The sequence below is a fragment of the Corynebacterium sp. UD i78 genome, from assembly GCF_056280545.1.
Window position 1 is genome coordinate 814,986 of the sequence record NZ_JBWCED010000001.1, and the last position, 17,114, is coordinate 832,099.

Genomic DNA, 17,114 nt, shown 5'->3' on the forward strand with positions numbered 1-17,114 from the left:
GATCCTACTGGACGGAACCGGCGTCGCCGTCCAGCGCCCCCTGGATCAGGGAGCCGTAGTAGGCGACGAAGGCGTCGACCCGGTCAGACTCGGACTTGAAGTAGTCCTCGGTCACCAGGCGGCGCATCAGGGACAGCCCGGCGAGCATGGACATCGCGGCCTCCGCCCGGGTCTCGGCGTCCATCCCGGAATCGGCGGTCTCGGCGTCCGGACTGGGGGACTCCTCCTCGATCTTCTTCACGAGCCAGTCGACGACCTGCTCACGGTAGACCCGGCCGATGGCGTCGACGATGTGGCGGTTACCGCCGGAGTCGGCGAGCCGGTGCACGATCGAATTCGGGGAGTCCGCCGGCGACGTCACCGCGACACGCGTGAGGTGCTGGCCGAGTTCACCGAAAGGGACCTCGTTGAGGCGGCCCGCGGTCGCGGAGAAGTCCAGCTGGGACTCGAAGAGATTCTCCTTGGTCCCGAAGTACTTGATGATGAGCGGAGCGCTCACCCCCACGTCCGCGGCGATCTCCTTGAGGGAGACCTCAGCGTAGGGGCGCTCAGAGAACACCTTGCGGGCCGCGAGAAGGATCTCCCGGCGGGTGTCCACGGACCGGCGACGCGGCGGCAGCTTGTTCTGGATGCCGACGACATTCGTCTGCCGGGGGCCTCCGGCCCTCGAAGTCTGGTCAGTCATGGCGACTAGGATAACCCGCAGACTCCCCGGCGAGGTGATCGCCGGGGTAGTGAAGACCACATTCCGTCTCCCGCCCCGATCCCGACATGCCCGCATGCAGGAAGGTTCCATGACTGACGCCGCCCCCTCGACCGCTTCCGGACGCCCCACCCTGCTGCTCCTGGACGGCCATTCCCTGGCGTTCCGGGCCTTCTACGCGCTACCCGCGCAGAACTTCTCCACGACCGGTGGCCAGCACACGAATGCGGTCTACGGCTTCCTCGGGATGCTGCTCGGCCTCGTCGAGAATGAGCACCCCACCCACATCGCCACGGCCTTCGACCTGTCCGGTCCGACGTTCCGCTCCGAGACCTTCCCGGAGTACAAGGCGCAGCGTCCCTCCACCCCGCCGGAGTTCCACGGCCAGGTGGAGCTGATCCAGGAGACCCTGCGTGCCCTCGGCGTGACCACGCTGACCAAGGAGGCCTATGAGGCCGACGACATCATCGCCACGCTCGCCACGCGCGGGGCGGCGGCCGGGATGCGGGTGCTGATCTGCACCGGTGACCGCGACAGCTTCCAGCTCGTCACCGAGGACGTCACCGTGCTGTACACCCTCAAGGGCGTCTCCGAACTCGACCGGTTCACCCCGGCCCGGGTGGAGGAGAAGTACGGCGTCTCCCCGACGCAGTACCCCGACCTTGCCGCGCTACGCGGTGACACCTCCGACAACATGCCCGGTGTGCCCGGCGTGGGCCCGAAGACCGCGCAGAAGTGGATCACCGGCTACGGCAGTCTCGACGGCGTCGTCGAGCACAAGGATGAGATCGGCGGCAAGGTCGGTCAGAACCTGCGGGACCACCTCGCCGACGTCCTGCTGGCCCGCAACATCACCGAAATGGTCCGTGACCTCGATCTCGGGGAGGCGGGGCAGCTGGAGGCACTGACGCCCGGTACGCCGGACCCCACGGCGTCCCTCGACATGTTCGAGGCCCTCCAGTTCGGCACCACGCTGCGCAACCGCGCCTTCCGTACCTTCGGCGTGGAGTTCGAGGACGGCGAGGCCGCCGCCCTGACCATGGACGCACCTGCCGTCGGCAAGCTCGCCACGTGGTTGACGAAGCACGCGGGCTGGAAGGTCAACCGTCCCGCGGGGGATACTGCGGTGCACCGTTCGCTCGCGGTCACCGTCACGGGCGTGGGGACGCCCGCGGGTGGACGCGCCGACCGCATCGCCCTGCTCGACCCTGTGGTGGGTGAGGACGGTGCACTGCACGCGGTGGACATCGACCTCACCGACCAGGACCCCGCCGACGAAGCCACCCTGCGGGACTGGCTCGCTGACCGGGGTGCCCCGAAATGGGTGCATGACGCCAAGGCGGAGTGGCACAAGCTCAACGGTTCCGGTCTGGTGCTCGCCGGTGTGGAGCAGGACACGGCCCTGGCCGCCTACCTGTTGCGTCCCGACCTGCGCACCGGGGACCTCTCCGACGTGGTGCAGCGTCATGTCGGTCACGAGATCGCCGCGGACGCGCCGGGCGCGGTGTGCGCCCAGGCGACCGCCGAACTCGTCGCGGCGCTGACCCCGGAACTGGCGGAGATCGGCGCCATGGAGCTCTACCTCGACCTGGAGGTGCCGCTGGCCACCGTGCTGGCGAAGATGGAGGCGACCGGAATCCCGGTGGACGCCGCGTCGTTGCGGGACCTCTCCGACGAGTACGGCGTGCAGATCGAGACGGAAATCGCCGAGGCCCGGTCCATCGCCGGGGACGACACCCTGAACCTGTCGAGCCCGAAGCAGCTGCAGAAAGTCCTCTTCGAGACCCTGGAACTGCCGAAGACGAAGAAGACGAAGACCGGGTACTCCACGGCCGCCGGTGAGCTCGAGAAGCTCGCCGCGTCCCACCCTCATCCCTTCCTCGGCCATCTCATGGCGCACCGTGAGTACCAGAAGATGAAGTCCACCATCGACGGGCTTGTCGAGGCCGTCTCCGATGACGGACGCATCCACACCACCTTCAACCAGCGCGGGGCGGCGACCGGGAGACTGTCCTCGTCCGACCCGAACCTGCAGAACATCCCGGTGCGCACCGAGGCCGGACGCCGCATCCGCGGGGCTTTCCGTGTCGGCACCGGCTACGCAACCCTCATCACCGCCGACTACTCGCAGATCGAGATGCGCGTCATGGCGCACCTGTCCCAGGATCCGGGACTCATCGAGGCGTACCGGGCGGGGGAGGACCTGCACAACTACGTCGGTTCGAAGGTCTTCGACGTTCCGGTCGAGCAGGTCACCCCGGAGCTGCGTCGCCGCGTCAAGGCGATGAGCTACGGCCTGGTCTACGGTCTGAGTGCCTTCGGCCTGTCCCAGCAGCTGCGGATCTCCGCCGGCGAGGCCAGGCAGATCATGGACAACTACTTCGAGCGGTTCGGCGGGGTGAAGCGCTACCTCGACGAGGTCGTCGCCCACGCCAAGGAGACCGGGTACACAGAGACGCTCTACGGGCGCCGGCGTTACCTGCCGGAGCTGAACTCCTCGAACCGGGTCGCCGCCGAGGCCGCCGGTCGTGCCGCACTCAATGCGCCGATCCAGGGCACCGCCGCGGACATCATCAAGCGGGCGATGCTGCGGGTGGACGCGGAGTTCACGCGCCGGGACCTGGCGTCCCGTGTCCTGCTGCAGGTCCATGACGAACTCGTCGTCGAGGTCGTCGAGGGGGAGCAGGAGGTCGTCACGGAGATCCTGCGGGAGCAGATGGACAGTGCCGCGGATCTGCGGGTCCCGCTGGACGTCTCCACCGGCGTCGGGGAGGACTGGGACACTGCGGGGCACTGACCGGGGGCACTGACCGGGGGCACTGACCGGGGGCGTCGGTTCAGTCGTCGTCCTCCTCGGTGAGGACACGGACCGACTGCACCCCGGGCATGCCGGACAGGGAGGCGACCAGGTCGTCGGGGGAGTGACGGCCGGTGAGGCCCAGGTGCAGGCCGGTCCGGTCGTCGTCGAGGTCGGTGCGCTGGCCGGCCTCCTGCACGGACCAGCCGTGGTCGGTGATGGCGGTGAGTATGCCCCGCAGCAGACCTCTGCCGTCGTCGTAGACCACGCTGATCTGGACACGCGAGTCGCCGCCGGGGAGGATGCGCGACAGCGCCCGGAGCCCGTAGGTGATGACGAAGTGCAGCACGGTGACCGTCAGGGCCAGCAGCCAGAGTCCGGCGCCGGCGGCGGTACCGATCGCGGCGGTCTCCCACACGCTCGCGGCGGTGGTGAGGCCGAGGACGGTGTTGCGGCGGGTGAGGATCAGTCCGGCGCCGAGGAAGCTGATGCCGGAGACGATGCCGGCGGCGATACGGGAGGGATCGAAACTGACGTGGTCGCCGAGGATGTCACTGAAGCCGTACTTGCCGACCAGGACGAACAGGGCCGAGGAGGTGCCGACGATGGCCTGTGTGCGTAGTCCGGCGTTGCGTCCGCGGAGACGTCGTTCCAACCCGATGAGGGTGCTGAGGACGAACGCCAGCAGAAGCAGGGCGATCTGTCCGGTGCCCTGCCCCGCGAAGGTGTCGGTCGCCAGGGGAACCATGACGTCAGATTACGCGACGGTCACCACGGATTCACCCCTCTGTGACGGTGCTCCGGTCGGCCCGCGCGGCCTCGCGGTGACGCTTCATGACCTGCTCGACGGCGACCATCGCGCCGACGACCGCGGCGCCGACGATGAAGAGCAGGATCGCCAGGCCGGTCTGGTCGCCGGGGGCGAGCAGGGTGACGGTCTCGCCTTCCTCGCCTTCCTGCCAGGGCCACAGGGCCCGCAGTGAACCGAGCAGCATGCCGGTCATGGTGAACAGGGTGAGGGTGCGGGCGCGGGTCAGCAGGGTCTCCATGACCCGGACGAACAGCACCAGGCCGGTGAGGGCGCCGAGACCGAAGACGGCGATGTAGCCGAGATCGAGGTCGCTGACGGCGTCCAGCGTGGCGGTGTAGATGCCGATCGCGTAGAGGAAGAAGGAACCGGAGACACCGGGCAGGATCAGCGCGCACACGGCGACGGCGGCGGCGATGAACACGAGCAGCTTGCTGGGGTTGTCGTTGTCGGAGGCGGAGAAGCCGGTGGCGATGAAGGTGAAGGCGGCTCCGATGAGGAACAGGGGGACTGCGACGGGCAACCGCTTCTTCAGGTCCGCCCAGTCGATCATCAGCAGCGGGACGGCGAGGGAGACGGTGACCATGCCGAGGAACAGGGCACGGGAGGGGATCTCGTGGTCCTCGACGAAATCGCCGATGACGCCGGCCAGGGCGAAGACCATGAGGACCATGCCGATGCCCATGGGCAGCAGCATCGTCCAGTCGACGGCCTTCATCCGGCGCACGCCCTCAGCCCGGTCCTTCGGCCAGACCTTCACCCCGTCGAGCAGACGGTTGGCGTTGTAGAGGACGCGTTCGTAGGCGCCGGTCACCAGCGCGACGGTGCCGCCGGAGATGCCCGGGACCAGTTCGGCGGAGCCGATGAGGCCACCGCGTACCGCGTTGAAGGCGATGTTCCCGGGAGTGCGGGGAGTGGGCGGGAAAGCGGGCTGGTGGGCGCCGGAGCGAGCGCCCGGATCGTTACTCTCGTTCACTGTGGTCATGGTACCGGCCATCGTATCCTCCGGCGGGGTCCGACCACTATCATGGCCGCCATGACCGACCTCACACCGCAGCCCGTTCCTCCCGTGACTCCCCGCAGCATCAGGCTGGGGTACTGGGACGGGGAGGGGATCGGCCCCGAGATCACGCCGCCGACGCGGCGGGCGGTAGAGCTGGCACTGATGCCGGACGCCGTGACCGTCGACTGGGAGCCGCTGCTGCTCGGCGCGGAGGCTTTCGCCACGACCGGACAGGTGGCCCCGGAACAGGCGATGGAGACGGTGCGTGGCCTCGACGGCTGGGTTCTCGGACCGCACGACAATGTCTCCTACCCGCCCGAAGCCCGGGCGCAGCGCAATCCTTCCGCCGAGCTGCGCCTGTCAGCTGACCTCTGGGCCAATGTCCGCCCGGTGCAGGCACTGCCCGGATCAGTGACCCCGGACCTGGACGTGGTGGTCGTCCGGGAGAACACCGAAGGCATGTACGCCGACCGGAACATGTACGCCGGCTCCGGTGACCTGCGCGTCACCGAGGATGTCGCACTGGCGGTCGGGGTGTTCACGCGTGCGAAGGTGCGCCAGATCACGGAGTACGCCGCAGCTGTGGCGATGGGTCGTGGTGGCGTCCTCACTGTGGCGCACAAGTCGAATGTGCTCACCCGGACCTCGGGGATGTACCTGGAGGAGGCGGAGCAGGTCGCGGCATCCACCGGGGTGGTGCTGCGTCCGGTGCACATCGACGCCCTGTGCGCCGACCTGGTGACCTGCCCGGGCGAGCACCGCACGATCGTCGCGGAGAACATGTTCGGGGACATCCTCTCCGATCTCACCGCGGCGCTCGGCGGGTCGCTGGGTACCGCGGGCAGCATCAACGCGGGCGGACGCCGGGCCATGGCCCAGGCGGCACACGGGTCGGCCCCCGACATTGCCGGGGCAGGGGTGGCGAATCCGGCGGGTCTGATGAACTCGGCGGCACAACTGCTGCGTCATCTGGGGTTCCCCGCCGCAGGGGAACGACTGTCAGCGGCGGTCCGCGAGGCGATGCTGGGACGCCCGACCGCGGATGTGGCGGAGGTGGTCGGTGGGACGTCTGCGGCGACCTCACCAGCATCCACCACGGAGTACTCGGAAGCGGTGTTTGCACTGCTAGCGGGCCCTGGTGTAGGGTACTGAACGTTACGCGCCTCTACATGAACTTCTGAGCACGATCCTTGAGGTCGCGGAGCAACGTCGGGGAAGTCGTGCGGCCGTGTGATGCGGTGCGGTGGAACCGGCGGAGTCCTGTCCACAACGATAACTATCCGTTTCGGAGCACCTTCACCTATGCCCACCAACAACGTTCCTCAGGTTGCCATCAACGACATCGGCACCGCTGAGGATTTCCTCGCCGCCATCGACCAGACCATCAAGTACTTCAACGACGGTGACATCGTCGAAGGTACCGTCGTCAAGGTCGATCACGACGAGGTTCTCCTGGACATCGGCTACAAGACGGAGGGCGTCATCCCCTCCCGCGAGCTGTCCATCAAGCACGACGTCGATCCCGGCGAGGTCGTCGAGATCGGCGACGAGGTCGACGCGCTCGTCCTCACCAAGGAGGACAAGGACGGTCGTCTGATCCTCTCCAAGAAGCGCGCCCAGTACGAGCGTGCCTGGGGCACCATCGAGGAGCTCAAGGAGAAGGACGAGCCGGTCACCGGTACCGTCATCGAGGTCGTCAAGGGCGGCCTCATCCTCGACATCGGCCTGCGTGGCTTCCTGCCCGCCTCCCTCGTCGAGATGCGTCGTGTCCGCGACCTCCAGCCGTACATCGGCCAGGAGCTCGAGGCCAAGATCATCGAGCTGGACAAGCAGCGCAACAACGTTGTCCTGTCCCGCCGTGCATGGCTCGAGCAGACCCAGTCCGAGGTCCGCTCCGAGTTCCTGCACCAGCTCCAGAAGGGCCAGGTCCGCAAGGGCGTCGTGTCCTCCATCGTCAACTTCGGCGCCTTCGTCGATCTCGGCGGTGTCGACGGCCTGGTTCACGTCTCCGAGCTGTCCTGGAAGCACATCGACCACCCGTCCGAGGTTGTCGCCGTGGGTGACGAGGTCACCGTCGAGGTTCTCGACGTCGACCTCGACCGCGAGCGCGTGTCCCTGTCCCTGAAGGCCACCCAGGAAGATCCGTGGCGCGTCTTCGCCCGGACCCACGCGATCGGTCAGATCGTCCCGGGCAAGGTCACCAAGCTCGTCCCGTTCGGCGCCTTCGTCCGCGTCGAGGAGGGCATCGAGGGCCTGGTCCACATCTCCGAGCTGGCCGAGCGTCACATCGACGTCCCGGACCAGATCGTCACCGTCGGCCAGGACCTCATGGTCAAGGTCATCGACATCGACCTCGAGCGTCGCCGGATCTCCCTGTCCCTCAAGCAGGCTGACGAGGACTTCACCGAGGAGTTCGACCCGTCCAAGTACGGCATGGCCGACTCCTACGACGAGCAGGGCAACTACATCTTCCCGGAGGGCTTCGACGCGGAGACCAACGAGTGGATGGAGGGCTTCGACGCCCAGCGCGAGGCCTGGGAGGCCCGCTACGCCGAGTCCGAGCGTCGTCACAAGCTGCACGCCGCCCAGATCGAGCGTCACCGCGCCCAGGCCGCCGAGGCTGCCGAGGCCGGCGAGTCCGGTTACTCCTCCTCCAGCGATGAGGCTGCCGAGGCTCCCGCTGCCGAGGCTGTCGCCGACTCCGGCTCCCTGGCTTCCGACGAGCAGCTCGCTGCTCTGCGCGAGAAGCTGGCCGGCAACTAGTCTCTGCCGCAGCGCCGCTGTTCCGTTGCTCCGGAACACTGCTGAAAGCCCCCGTGGATCACTCCACGGGGGCTTCTGCGTGTGTCGTATACGGTCCTTCTAGGCGTTGAGCCTGCCCATCAGCGCCGCCATCGCGGACGCCGTCTTCACCGGCATGACGCGCGACAGCGTGTCCATGAGCCGGGCGTCCTTCCCGATGATGACGCGGTCCCTGCCGGTCTCCACGGCCTTCACGATCTTCGCCGCGGCGTCCTGCGGCGAGGTGAGGTACTTCGCGGCCTTGGCCCGCTTTTCCGGATCGTCGGCACCGTCGACCTCGACACCCGAGTTCGTCGTGATGTCCGTGTTCACACCACCGGGGAACACGACCGACACACGGACGTCTGTCTTCCGCAGCTCGGTGCGCAGCCCCTCAGTGAACAGTTTCACCGCTGCCTTCGAGGCACCGTAGGCACTCTGGCCGGGGACGGGGACCAGTCCACCCATACTGGAGACATTGACGACCGCCGATTCCGGTCGGCTGAGCAGACCGGGGAGGAATGCCTCGACGGTGTTGACCGTGCCCCAGAAGTTGACGTCCATGACCCGGGCGAAGGTCTCACGGTCCAGGTCGGCGATGTCGACGAAGTCCTGGACGATGCCGGCGACATTCACCACCGCGTCCACCGGGCCGGTCCGCTCGGCGAGCGCGGTGAGGGCGTCGCGGTCGGTGATGTCCAGCTGGTGGGGGATGAGGTGGTCGGACGCCTCCAGTGCGTCGGTGCGCAGGTCGACGGCATGGACCGTCGCGCCTCTACTGATGAGCTGTCGGACGACCTCGCGTCCGATCCCGGCTCCACCTCCGGTGACGACGATACTTTTTCCGTTGATGTCCATACCGGTCGAGTGTGGCAGACAGTTGACCTGAACGGGGGCACTCGCGCTCCTGACAGGTGAGACGGGGGTGGGTACCGGGGGATTCCTTCCGGGGGTGGCCGGGCCTACAGTGGCGGAGGAAACCACATTCTGTCTTCCCTTTTTTCTGAAAGGCCAGGAACGCGATGCCATCCCCGACAGACACCTCACGGAGCATCCTCAAGGAGGTGGGTGGCGCGGACAACGTCGTCAACCTCACCTACTGCGCGACGAGACTGAGATTCCAGCTCCATGACCGGTCGAAAGCCGATCTCGACACTCTGGAGAACACTCCGCAGGTCCTGGGGGTGGTGCCGCAGGGCGGTGACGGCGTCCAGGTGGTGATGGGCGGCGGCGTCGCCGAATTCTACAACGCCATCGTCAAGGAACCCGGGATGGGGGATGCGGACTCCACCCCCGCCAAGAAGGAGTACGGGGGAGTGCGGGGGAAGTACGACTGGATCAACTACTGCTTCGAGTTCCTCTCGGACACATTCCGCCCCGTGCTGTGGGCGCTGCTCGGCGCGTCCCTCATCATCACCATGCTGGTGCTGGCCGACACCTTCGGCTGGCAGGACTTCCGCGCCGACATGGCGGATCAGCCGGACGGCTACGTGCTGCTGCACGCCATGTGGCGGTCGGTGTTCTACTTCCTGCCGATCATGATCGGTGCGACCGCAGCCCGGAAGCTCGGTGCGAACGAGTGGGTGGGGGCAGCGATCCCCGCCGCCCTGCTCACCCCGGAGTTCCTCTCGCTGGGCGATCCGGAGGACGTCGTCCACATCTTCGGTCTCCCCCTGGTGCTCAACGACTACTCGTCGCAGGTCTTCCCTCCGCTGATCGCCGCGATCGGCCTGTACTGGGTGGAGAAGGGCCTGAAGAAGCTCATTCCGTCTGCGGTGCAGATGGTGTTCGTGCCGTTCTTCTCGCTACTCATCATGATCCCGCTGACCGCCTTCCTGCTGGGGCCCTTCGGTATCGGTATCGGTAACGGGATCTCGAACTTCCTCGAATGGACCAATGACCTCTCGCCGTTCATCCTGGCGATCGTCATCCCGCTGCTCTACCCCTTCCTCGTGCCGCTGGGACTGCACTGGCCGCTCAACGCGATCATGGTGCAGAACCTCGCGACCCTGGGCTACGACTTCATCCAGGGGCCGATGGGTGCCTGGAATTTCGCCTGCTTCGGTGTGGTTGCCGGCGTGTTCTTCGTGTCTGTCAGGGAGAAGAACAAAGGTATGCGGCAGGTCTCCCTCGGTGGTCTCATGGCGGGTCTGCTCGGCGGTATCTCCGAACCTTCGCTCTACGGTGTGCTGCTGAGATTCAAGAAGACCTACGTCCGCCTGCTCCCGGGTTGTTTCGTCGGTGGCGTCATCATGGGCATCTTCGACGTCAAGGCCAATGCCTTCGTCTTCACCTCGCTGTTGACCTTCCCGGCCATGGACCCGTGGGGCGGCTACCTCATCGGTATTGCCGCAGCATTTGCCACCTCCATGATCCTGGTGCTCGTCTTCGACTACCGCGGGGCGGATGAGAAGGCCGAGGTTCTCGCCCAGCTCGAGGCTGAGCGCGAGGCGGCCAGTGCCGCGGAGGACGCCCGCATCGAGGAGGCCGCTGTCGCCGCCGGAACCGCCCACATCAAGCCTGCTCTGCGTCCCGGCGCGGTCACTGTCGTGACTGCGCCGGTCGAGGGCAAGGTCCTGCCGTTGTCCGAGACCCCGGACGAGGCCTTCGCCAGTGGAGCTCTGGGCGGTGGCGTGTGCATCGATCCGACCGGAGACACCCTGGTCGCCCCGGCGGACGGGAAGGTCCTCACCGTGCAGAAGACCGGCCATGCGATCGGTCTGCGACTGGATTCCGGCATCGAGCTGCTCATCCACATCGGTATCGACACGGTGAAGATGGAAGGTGAGGGTTTTGAGAACCTCGTCGAGAAGAAGCAGCAGGTCACTGCAGGAACACCGTTGATCCGCTTCGACCGGGCGAAGATCGAGGCCGCAGGCTTCTCTCCGCTGACCCCGGTCGTGGTGGTGAACTCGAAGAAGTTCGCCTCGGTGGAGGGGATGGTCGCCCCCGTCGCCGCACCGGGTGACGACATCATCACCGTCACCGCGAAGGAGGCGGAGCCTGAGGACGTTGCGTCCGACTCAGCGTCCGACTCAGCGTCGGACTCGGCGGCAGCAGGGGAGCGACCCTAGAAATAAGCCCGGCTCTACGGCCGGGCGTACACAATCATGACGTTTCGGGCGTCCCGGTTGTACGGACGTCCCTGAAACGTGATGACCGTGCACGCAGAACGCCACCCGAGGTCGGTGGGAAGTGATGCCCACCGACCTCAGGTGGCGTAATGCTGGCGTTCCCCGGAGAAGAACTCCGGACTAGAGCGCCTCAATGCGGGCGATCGCGTGCAGGGTATCCAGCTTGGAGGCCTTGCGCAGCTGGACGTCCCAGGCACCGGAGGTGTCCTTCGCGGTGAATTCGGCGACCTTCGCCGGCAGCGTGACCGGCTTGGCGAACTCGATGGAGAAGCGGGAACCGCCGGTGGGCAGTTCTCCCTCCAGGGAAGCGAGGACGGACGCCGCCGACCACATGCCGTGGGCGATGGTGGACGGGAAGCCGAAGGCCTTCGCACCCAGGCCGGAGACGTGGATCGGGTTCTTGTCGCCCGAGGCGTCCGCGTAGACCTTGATGGTGGCCGGGGTGGCGGTGAACGTGGCCGTGGGCGTCGGGTCCGCAGGTAGCTCCGGACGCTCGAACAGTGAGCCGGAATCCTCCTCACGGGCCTTCACTGCAGCGTCAGCGGATCCGGAGAGCTTCACACCCTTGGCGAGGAAGCCGGAGGTCTGGGTCCAGACCGGAGTCTCTCCTCCGTCCTCGACGAAGACCTCGGTGACCATGTCGATCAGCAGTCCCCTGCGGTGCGGACGAAGGTTTTCCGCGTGGGTGCGGATGGTGAACTCGTCGTCCACGGTCAGCGGGCGGGTCTGCTCGATGACGTTGGTGAGGTGCACCGCACCGACAGCGTTGAAAGGGAAGTCCGGGGTGGTCATGACCTTCATCGCGAGAGGGAAGGAGAGCGCGTAGAGGTACGTGGCGGGTAGCTCGTTGGCCAGGCGGAGACCGGTGGACGCGCAGTAGGCACCGAGGTGCTTCACACTGACTTTCACGCCCTTGACCTCGAAGCCGGTGGCGGGGTCGGTCTTCGCCGAACGCTTCGTGCCCACGGCGGGGACGAGGTCCTTGGCGGCGGACTTGTACTCGGTCATCAGCTCCGGGATCGCCGGGAGCTCCTTGTAGGTGACAGTCACGGTGACCTCCTAGGCGCCCATCAGGTGCTGGCCGCAGACGCGGAGGTACTGACCGGTGACCGCACCGGAGGCGTTGCCGGCGAAGAAGCCCACGCCCTCGGCGACGTCGATCGGCAGACCACCCTGGTTGAGGGAATTCAGACGCTTGCCGACCTCGCGGGTGCCGGTGGGGATCTCGGCGGTCATCGCGGTGATGATGAAGCCCGGGGCGATGGCGTTGACGGTGATGCCCTTGTCGGCGACCTTCGGGGCCAGCGCCTCGGCGATGCCGATCATGCCGGCCTTGGACATGGCGTAGTTGGTCTGACCGCGCTGGCCGGCGAGGCCGTCCATGGAGGACAGGGTGATGACGCGGCCGCCCTCGTTGAGGCCGCCGTTCTCCAGCAGTCCCTCGGTGATGCGGATCGGGGCGATGAAGTTGATCGCCTCGACGAGGTTCCACTTGCCCTCGTCCATGTTGGCGAGCAGCTTGTCGCGGGTGACGCCGGCGTTGTGGACGATGATGTCCACACCCTGGCCCCACTTCTCCTCGGCGTGCGCCTTGATCTTGTCAGCGGCGTCGGGGGCGGTGACATCCAGCGGCAGGGCGGAACCCTTGACCTCGTTGGTGATCTCCGCGAGAGCCTCACCGGCGGCGGGGACGTCGACGATGATGACCTTGGCGCCGTCACGGGCGAGGACGCGGGCGATGTCGGCGCCGATACCGCGGGCGGCACCGGTGACGAGGGCGACCTTGCCGGCGGTCGGGGCGTCCCAGGACTCGGGGGCCTCGACGTGGGTGTTGTCGACGCGGATGACCTGGCCGTCGACGTAGGCGGACTTGCCGGAGAGGATGAAGCGGACCGGGGCCTCGAGGCCGGACAGATCGTCGCTCACGGCCGGGTCGACGTAGATGAGCTGGGCGGTGGCGCCGCGCAGCAGCTCCTTGGCCAGGGAGCGGACGAAACCCTCGATGGCGCGCTGGACGATGCGCTCGTCGGCGTCTTCGATGAGCTCGGGGGTGGTGCCGATGACGAGGAAGCGGGCGTTCGGACGCACCTTGCGCATCTGGGGGTGGAAGAACTCGTAGAGCTTCTTGATGTCCTCGGGGGTCTTGATGCCGGTGGCGTCGAAGATGATCGCGGACTTCTTGATGTCGGTGTCGGCCTCGACGAACTGGAAGTCGGTGTCGAGGAACTTCCGGACACCGTCGGCCACGCGGCCCTCGCCGCCGATGACGACCGGGCCGTCGAGGGCGGGCTCACCCTTCTTGTATCGACGCAGCTTCTCGCCCTGGGGGACGCCGAGCTTACCGGCGAAGCTGGAGTTGATGATCTGTTCCAGCAGGCCCTTGTTGGAAGACAATGTACTGATCTCCTTGGTCTGTAGCGGTGTGTGGGTGAAGCAGTTATCCGAAAGCGTACCTTGTGGCCGCTCGAACAATGTATGTTCTCATTCGTACCCTAGTGTGTGACCCGGTACGCTGTCCTGCAAATCAGTGACAGGCACAACAAGGGTTCCACACCCCCCCGGATACGGCGCCCGGCGCTACCCCCCCCACGGGTAGGCTGGCCGCCAGACACGGTACTGACCAGACAAACGACGACGGAGTGATTACCGACATGACCTCTTCCTCCCCGCGCAAGGTCGCCATCCTCGGCGGCAACCGCATCCCCTTCGCACGGTCCAACAAGGAGTACTCCAGCGCGTCCAACCAGGACATGCTGACCTCCACCATCAACGGCCTGGTCGCCCGCTACGGCCTGCAGGACGAGAAGCTCGGCATGGTTGTCGCCGGCGCCGTGCTCAAGCACGCCCGTGACTTCAACATGACCCGCGAGGTCGTCCTCGGCTCCGCCCTCGACAACGAGACCCCGGCCTTCGACCTGCAGCAGGCCTGCGGTACCGGTCTCGCCGCCGCGGTCCAGGTCGCTGACGCCATCGCGCTCGGCCGCATCGACGCCGGCATCGCCGGTGGTACCGACACCACCTCGGACGCCCCGCTCGCCGTCAACGACGACCTGCGTAAGACCCTCATCAAGGTAAACAACGCCAAGTCCACCCCCGAGATGCTGAAGCTGCTCGGCTCGGTGCGTCCCTCCCAGCTGGCCCCGGAGCAGCCGCAGAACGGCGAGCCCCGTACCGGCCTGTCCATGGGTGACCACCAGGCCATCACCACCCGCGAGTTCGGCATCACCCGCGAGGACCAGGACGAGCTCGCCGCCGAGTCCCACCAGAAGCTCGCCGCCGCCTACGACGCCGGATTCTTCGAGGACCTCGTGACCCCGTACCTCGGCGTCCAGCGCGACACGAACCTGCGCCCGGACTCCTCCGTGGAGAAGCTGTCCAAGCTCAAGCCGGTCTTCGGCAGGAAGGACGCCGCCGCCCACGGCACCCAGGCGACCATGACCGCCGGTAACTCCACCCCGCTGACCGACGGTGCCTCCGCCGTGCTGCTGGCGTCCGAGGAATGGGCCGCCGAGCACAACCTGCCGGTCAAGGCGTACCTGGTGGACTCCGAGACCGCCTCCGTGGACTTCCTCCACGGCCACGACGGCCTCACCCCGGACGGTCTGCTGATGTCCCCGACCTACGCTGTCCCGCGTCTGCTGGAGCGTAACGGCCTGACTCTGCAGGACTTCGACTTCTACGAGATCCACGAGGCCTTCGCCGGTCAGACCCTGGCGACCCTCAAGGCCTGGGAGTCCGAGGACTACTGCAAGGACCGCCTCGGTCTCGACGCCCCGCTCGGCGCCATCGACCGCGCCAAGCTCAACGTCAAGGGCTCCTCGCTCGCCGCCGGTCACCCCTTCGCCGCGACCGGTGGACGCATCATCGCCACCGCCGCGAAGATCCTCGAGGAGAACGGCGGCGGCCGCGTCCTCGTCTCCATCTGTGCCGCCGGTGGTCAGGGCATCACCGCCATCATCGAACGCTAGTCAGTCTCTGCCCAGACGACCGAACCGCCCGCGCCAACTACCCCAGGGGGTGGAATCCTCAAGTGATTCCAACCCTGGGGTAGTTGGCGTTGTGGGCCGTGCGCGGCCCGTGCGCGACTTATGCATCGCCGTGGACGGCGAACGGGCCGTCGAAGGGCTCCTGGACGACAGTGGCGCCGGCGGCGAGGACGACACCGGGACCGGGGAGCGACACCCACCCCCGCCGCCACCGACCTGGTCACCGATGCCGAGGATGCCGTGGCCAATGTGGTCACGACGATGACGCGCGGCGTACTCCCGGAGGACCTGCGCACCACCCTCCGGGTGCTGACCGCGGTGAGCGGGAACCTCAGCCCAGCACCGCAGTGAGGTCGGTACGCATCATGGTGTTGTAGCCGGCCCAGCTGGTCGCTACGAAGTAGAGTCTCCCGTCGGGTCTAGGGGCATGGTCCGGCAGCATGAAGGCGCCGTAGATGTCCGGGACCTGCGCGCGAGACCACGGTCTGTGCGTAGTTGGTGGTCCACATCCCGGCCTGCCCCCAGGACTTCACCGGTATGAAATCGACGTACTGCTCCCCACCGACCTCGATACCGGAGGTGGGGATCTTCGTGTACTCGACGCCCCGCACCTTCAGCGAGGTGGGCAGGAACTCGCCGGACCTGCTGCCGTCGACGGTCCCGTCGACGTACAGACCGTCGGTGGGATCGGTGTCCCGGGACTCGAACAGGGCGTAGGAATACCAGCCGTTGCCCGCTCCACTACAGGTGAAGGAGTCGCCGAAGGCGATGAGAGTGCGGCCGTCCCCGGCGTCCGGGGTGGAGGTCGTCAACAGGACGGGGACGCTGCGGGACGCGCGGGGTGAACGGTGGCGGGGCAGGCCGCTCCTCGGGTGAAGTGTCAGGTGAGAACGTCGGAACGGAGATGACTGTACTTCGCGGAATGACACGCCACGCGACCCCGCCGCAACCGTCCTGAACACCGCATTTGTTGTCGTTATGTCACTAAGTGCCCCTGCCACCGAGGCCAGGAACACCACCGACACCACCGAGCTGATTCCCGATCTGCCCCCCGCTGCAGCAGATCGACGGTTCCGCCGGCTGCCCGCTCAACCGGGACCTCGGCACCGGCGACCAGGTGTTCTGCTCCGAGATCGGAGCGGAGATCGCGCGGACCCGCGCGGAGTGGGCGGCGGCCGTTGCCGCGAATGCAGCGGCCCTGGCAGGGGAGGACGCCGAGGCGGCACTGACCTCTTCGCCGGACGGCTCTTTCGCGTTGTAGGCGCGGCAACCCCGCACCGCCGGGTAGCCTGGGCCGCATGCACATCATCGGACTCACCGGAGGGATCGGCTCCGGGAAATCGACGGTCTCCGCCCGACTGGCGGAACTCGGAGCCACCGTCGTGGACGCCGACCTCATCGCCCGGGAGGTCGTCGACCCCGGCGAGCCGGCTCTGGCGGAACTGGGGGAGGCCTTCACCGGTGTCATCCGCCCGGACGGCACCCTCGACCGCGCGGAACTGGCCCGCCAGGCCTTCGCCTCCCAGCAGGGCACCGAGACCCTGAACTCCATCACCCACCCCCGGATCCACGAACGCACTCTCCAGCAGTTCGAGGACGCCCGCGCCGCCGACGTCCCGGTGCTGGTCTACGACATGCCGCTGCTCATCGAGAACGGCCAGACCGACATGGTGGACACGGTCCTCGTCGTCGACGCCCCCGATGAACTGCGGATCCGACGCCTGGTGGAGTACCGGGGCCTCGACGAGGAGGACGCCCGGCGTCGCATCGCCGCGCAGATCAACCGGGAGACCCGGCTCGCCGCGGCGGACGTCGTGCTCGACAACTCGCAGGACGTGGCGTCGCTGGTGAGTCAGGTCGATGAGTTCTGGGCGAGGCTGACCCACCGGTCCTAGACTGGGC

At 67.2% G+C, this 17,114-nt stretch carries 14 protein-coding genes; 7 read left to right on the forward strand and 7 right to left on the reverse strand.

Annotated elements, in window-relative coordinates; all coding sequences use genetic code 11:
* Window positions 1-4 precede the first annotated feature (4 nt).
* Window positions 5-685, reverse strand: coding sequence for a TetR/AcrR family transcriptional regulator (locus ACZ9GM_RS03890; protein ID WP_476037302.1), 681 nt, complete (start codon window positions 683-685; stop codon window positions 5-7).
* 109 nt (window positions 686-794) lie between these two features.
* Here ACZ9GM_RS03890 and polA point away from each other — a divergent pair, with 109 nt between their 5' ends.
* Entirely contained in the window at window positions 795-3,500 is a 2,706-nt protein-coding gene (polA, locus tag ACZ9GM_RS03895; RefSeq protein WP_476037303.1) for a DNA polymerase I, read from the forward strand.
* A gap of 40 nt (window positions 3,501-3,540) precedes the next feature.
* Here polA and ACZ9GM_RS03900 read toward each other — a convergent pair whose 3' ends face one another.
* Together ACZ9GM_RS03900 and ACZ9GM_RS03905 are read right to left on the reverse strand one after the other, a co-directional pair.
* Entirely contained in the window at window positions 3,541-4,248 is a 708-nt protein-coding gene (locus ACZ9GM_RS03900; RefSeq protein ID WP_476037304.1) for an MgtC/SapB family protein, read from the reverse strand.
* Between the two features lie 31 nt (window positions 4,249-4,279).
* Complete coding sequence (locus ACZ9GM_RS03905) at window positions 4,280-5,293, reverse strand: DUF368 domain-containing protein (RefSeq protein ID WP_476037305.1); 1,014 nt, start codon at window positions 5,291-5,293, stop codon at window positions 4,280-4,282.
* Between the two features lie 51 nt (window positions 5,294-5,344).
* Between ACZ9GM_RS03905 and ACZ9GM_RS03910 the strand changes: the two genes are divergently transcribed.
* Together ACZ9GM_RS03910 and rpsA are read left to right on the forward strand one after the other, a co-directional pair.
* Complete coding sequence (locus ACZ9GM_RS03910; protein ID WP_476037306.1) at window positions 5,345-6,463, forward strand: isocitrate/isopropylmalate family dehydrogenase; 1,119 nt, start codon at window positions 5,345-5,347, stop codon at window positions 6,461-6,463.
* 150 nt (window positions 6,464-6,613) lie between these two features.
* Complete coding sequence (gene rpsA / locus ACZ9GM_RS03915) at window positions 6,614-8,074, forward strand: 30S ribosomal protein S1 (protein WP_291475028.1); 1,461 nt, start codon at window positions 6,614-6,616, stop codon at window positions 8,072-8,074.
* A 99-nt stretch (window positions 8,075-8,173) separates the two neighbouring features.
* Here the strand turns inward: rpsA and ACZ9GM_RS03920 are convergent, their stop codons facing one another.
* The gene (locus ACZ9GM_RS03920) at window positions 8,174-8,950 is read right to left on the reverse strand and encodes an SDR family NAD(P)-dependent oxidoreductase (RefSeq protein WP_476037307.1); all 777 of its coding nucleotides are present in this window, start codon (window positions 8,948-8,950) and stop codon (window positions 8,174-8,176) included.
* 164 nt (window positions 8,951-9,114) lie between these two features.
* Here ACZ9GM_RS03920 and ACZ9GM_RS03925 point away from each other — a divergent pair, with 164 nt between their 5' ends.
* On the forward strand, window positions 9,115-11,166 hold the full coding sequence (locus ACZ9GM_RS03925; protein ID WP_291474573.1) for a glucose PTS transporter subunit IIA: 2,052 nt from the start codon (window positions 9,115-9,117) through the stop codon (window positions 11,164-11,166).
* A gap of 180 nt (window positions 11,167-11,346) precedes the next feature.
* On the opposite strand, the gene ACZ9GM_RS03930 is transcribed toward ACZ9GM_RS03925, so the two are convergent.
* Both ACZ9GM_RS03930 and ACZ9GM_RS03935 read right to left on the reverse strand, forming a co-directional pair.
* Window positions 11,347-12,276, reverse strand: a complete 930-nt coding sequence (locus ACZ9GM_RS03930; protein WP_476037308.1) for a MaoC/PaaZ C-terminal domain-containing protein — start codon at window positions 12,274-12,276, stop codon at window positions 11,347-11,349.
* A 9-nt stretch (window positions 12,277-12,285) separates the two neighbouring features.
* A complete protein-coding gene (locus ACZ9GM_RS03935; protein WP_476037309.1) occupies window positions 12,286-13,620 on the reverse strand; it encodes a 3-oxoacyl-ACP reductase in 1,335 nt (444 codons plus the stop codon).
* 257 nt (window positions 13,621-13,877) lie between these two features.
* On the opposite strand from ACZ9GM_RS03935, the gene ACZ9GM_RS03940 reads away from it, so the two are divergent.
* Window positions 13,878-15,194: an acetyl-CoA C-acetyltransferase gene (locus ACZ9GM_RS03940; RefSeq protein WP_476037310.1), complete on the forward strand. Its 1,317-nt coding sequence runs from the start codon at window positions 13,878-13,880 to the stop codon at window positions 15,192-15,194.
* 437 nt (window positions 15,195-15,631) lie between these two features.
* Here the strand turns inward: ACZ9GM_RS03940 and ACZ9GM_RS03945 are convergent, their stop codons facing one another.
* Window positions 15,632-16,024, reverse strand: coding sequence for a DUF4185 domain-containing protein (locus ACZ9GM_RS03945; protein WP_476037311.1), 393 nt, complete (start codon window positions 16,022-16,024; stop codon window positions 15,632-15,634).
* Window positions 16,025-16,329: 305 nt separating this feature from the next.
* Between ACZ9GM_RS03945 and ACZ9GM_RS03950 the strand changes: the two genes are divergently transcribed.
* Together ACZ9GM_RS03950 and coaE are read left to right on the forward strand one after the other, a co-directional pair.
* The gene (locus tag ACZ9GM_RS03950) at window positions 16,330-16,473 is read left to right on the forward strand and encodes a hypothetical protein (protein WP_476037312.1); all 144 of its coding nucleotides are present in this window, start codon (window positions 16,330-16,332) and stop codon (window positions 16,471-16,473) included.
* A gap of 37 nt (window positions 16,474-16,510) precedes the next feature.
* Window positions 16,511-17,107 (forward strand): dephospho-CoA kinase, encoded by a 597-nt coding sequence (gene coaE, locus ACZ9GM_RS03955; protein ID WP_476037313.1) that lies wholly within the window; start codon window positions 16,511-16,513, stop codon window positions 17,105-17,107.
* Window positions 17,108-17,114 lie beyond the last annotated feature (7 nt).

Excerpts from the sequence above, each read along its gene's own strand:
- ACZ9GM_RS03890 (WP_476037302.1), bottom strand. The coding sequence starts at position 685 with ATGACTGACCAGACTTCGAGGGCCGGAGGCCCCCGGCAGACGAATGTC.
- ACZ9GM_RS03905 (WP_476037305.1), bottom strand. The coding sequence starts at position 5,293 with ATGACCACAGTGAACGAGAGTAACGATCCGGGCGCTCGCTCCGGCGCC.
- ACZ9GM_RS03920 (WP_476037307.1), bottom strand. The coding sequence starts at position 8,950 with ATGGACATCAACGGAAAAAGTATCGTCGTCACCGGAGGTGGAGCCGGG.
- ACZ9GM_RS03910 (WP_476037306.1), top strand. The coding sequence starts at position 5,345 with ATGACCGACCTCACACCGCAGCCCGTTCCTCCCGTGACTCCCCGCAGC.
- ACZ9GM_RS03940 (WP_476037310.1), top strand. The coding sequence starts at position 13,878 with ATGACCTCTTCCTCCCCGCGCAAGGTCGCCATCCTCGGCGGCAACCGC.
- rpsA (WP_291475028.1), top strand. The coding sequence starts at position 6,614 with ATGCCCACCAACAACGTTCCTCAGGTTGCCATCAACGACATCGGCACC.
- coaE (WP_476037313.1), top strand. The coding sequence starts at position 16,511 with ATGCACATCATCGGACTCACCGGAGGGATCGGCTCCGGGAAATCGACG.
- ACZ9GM_RS03925 (WP_291474573.1), top strand. The coding sequence starts at position 9,115 with ATGCCATCCCCGACAGACACCTCACGGAGCATCCTCAAGGAGGTGGGT.
- ACZ9GM_RS03900 (WP_476037304.1), bottom strand. The coding sequence starts at position 4,248 with ATGGTTCCCCTGGCGACCGACACCTTCGCGGGGCAGGGCACCGGACAG.
- polA (WP_476037303.1), top strand. The coding sequence starts at position 795 with ATGACTGACGCCGCCCCCTCGACCGCTTCCGGACGCCCCACCCTGCTG.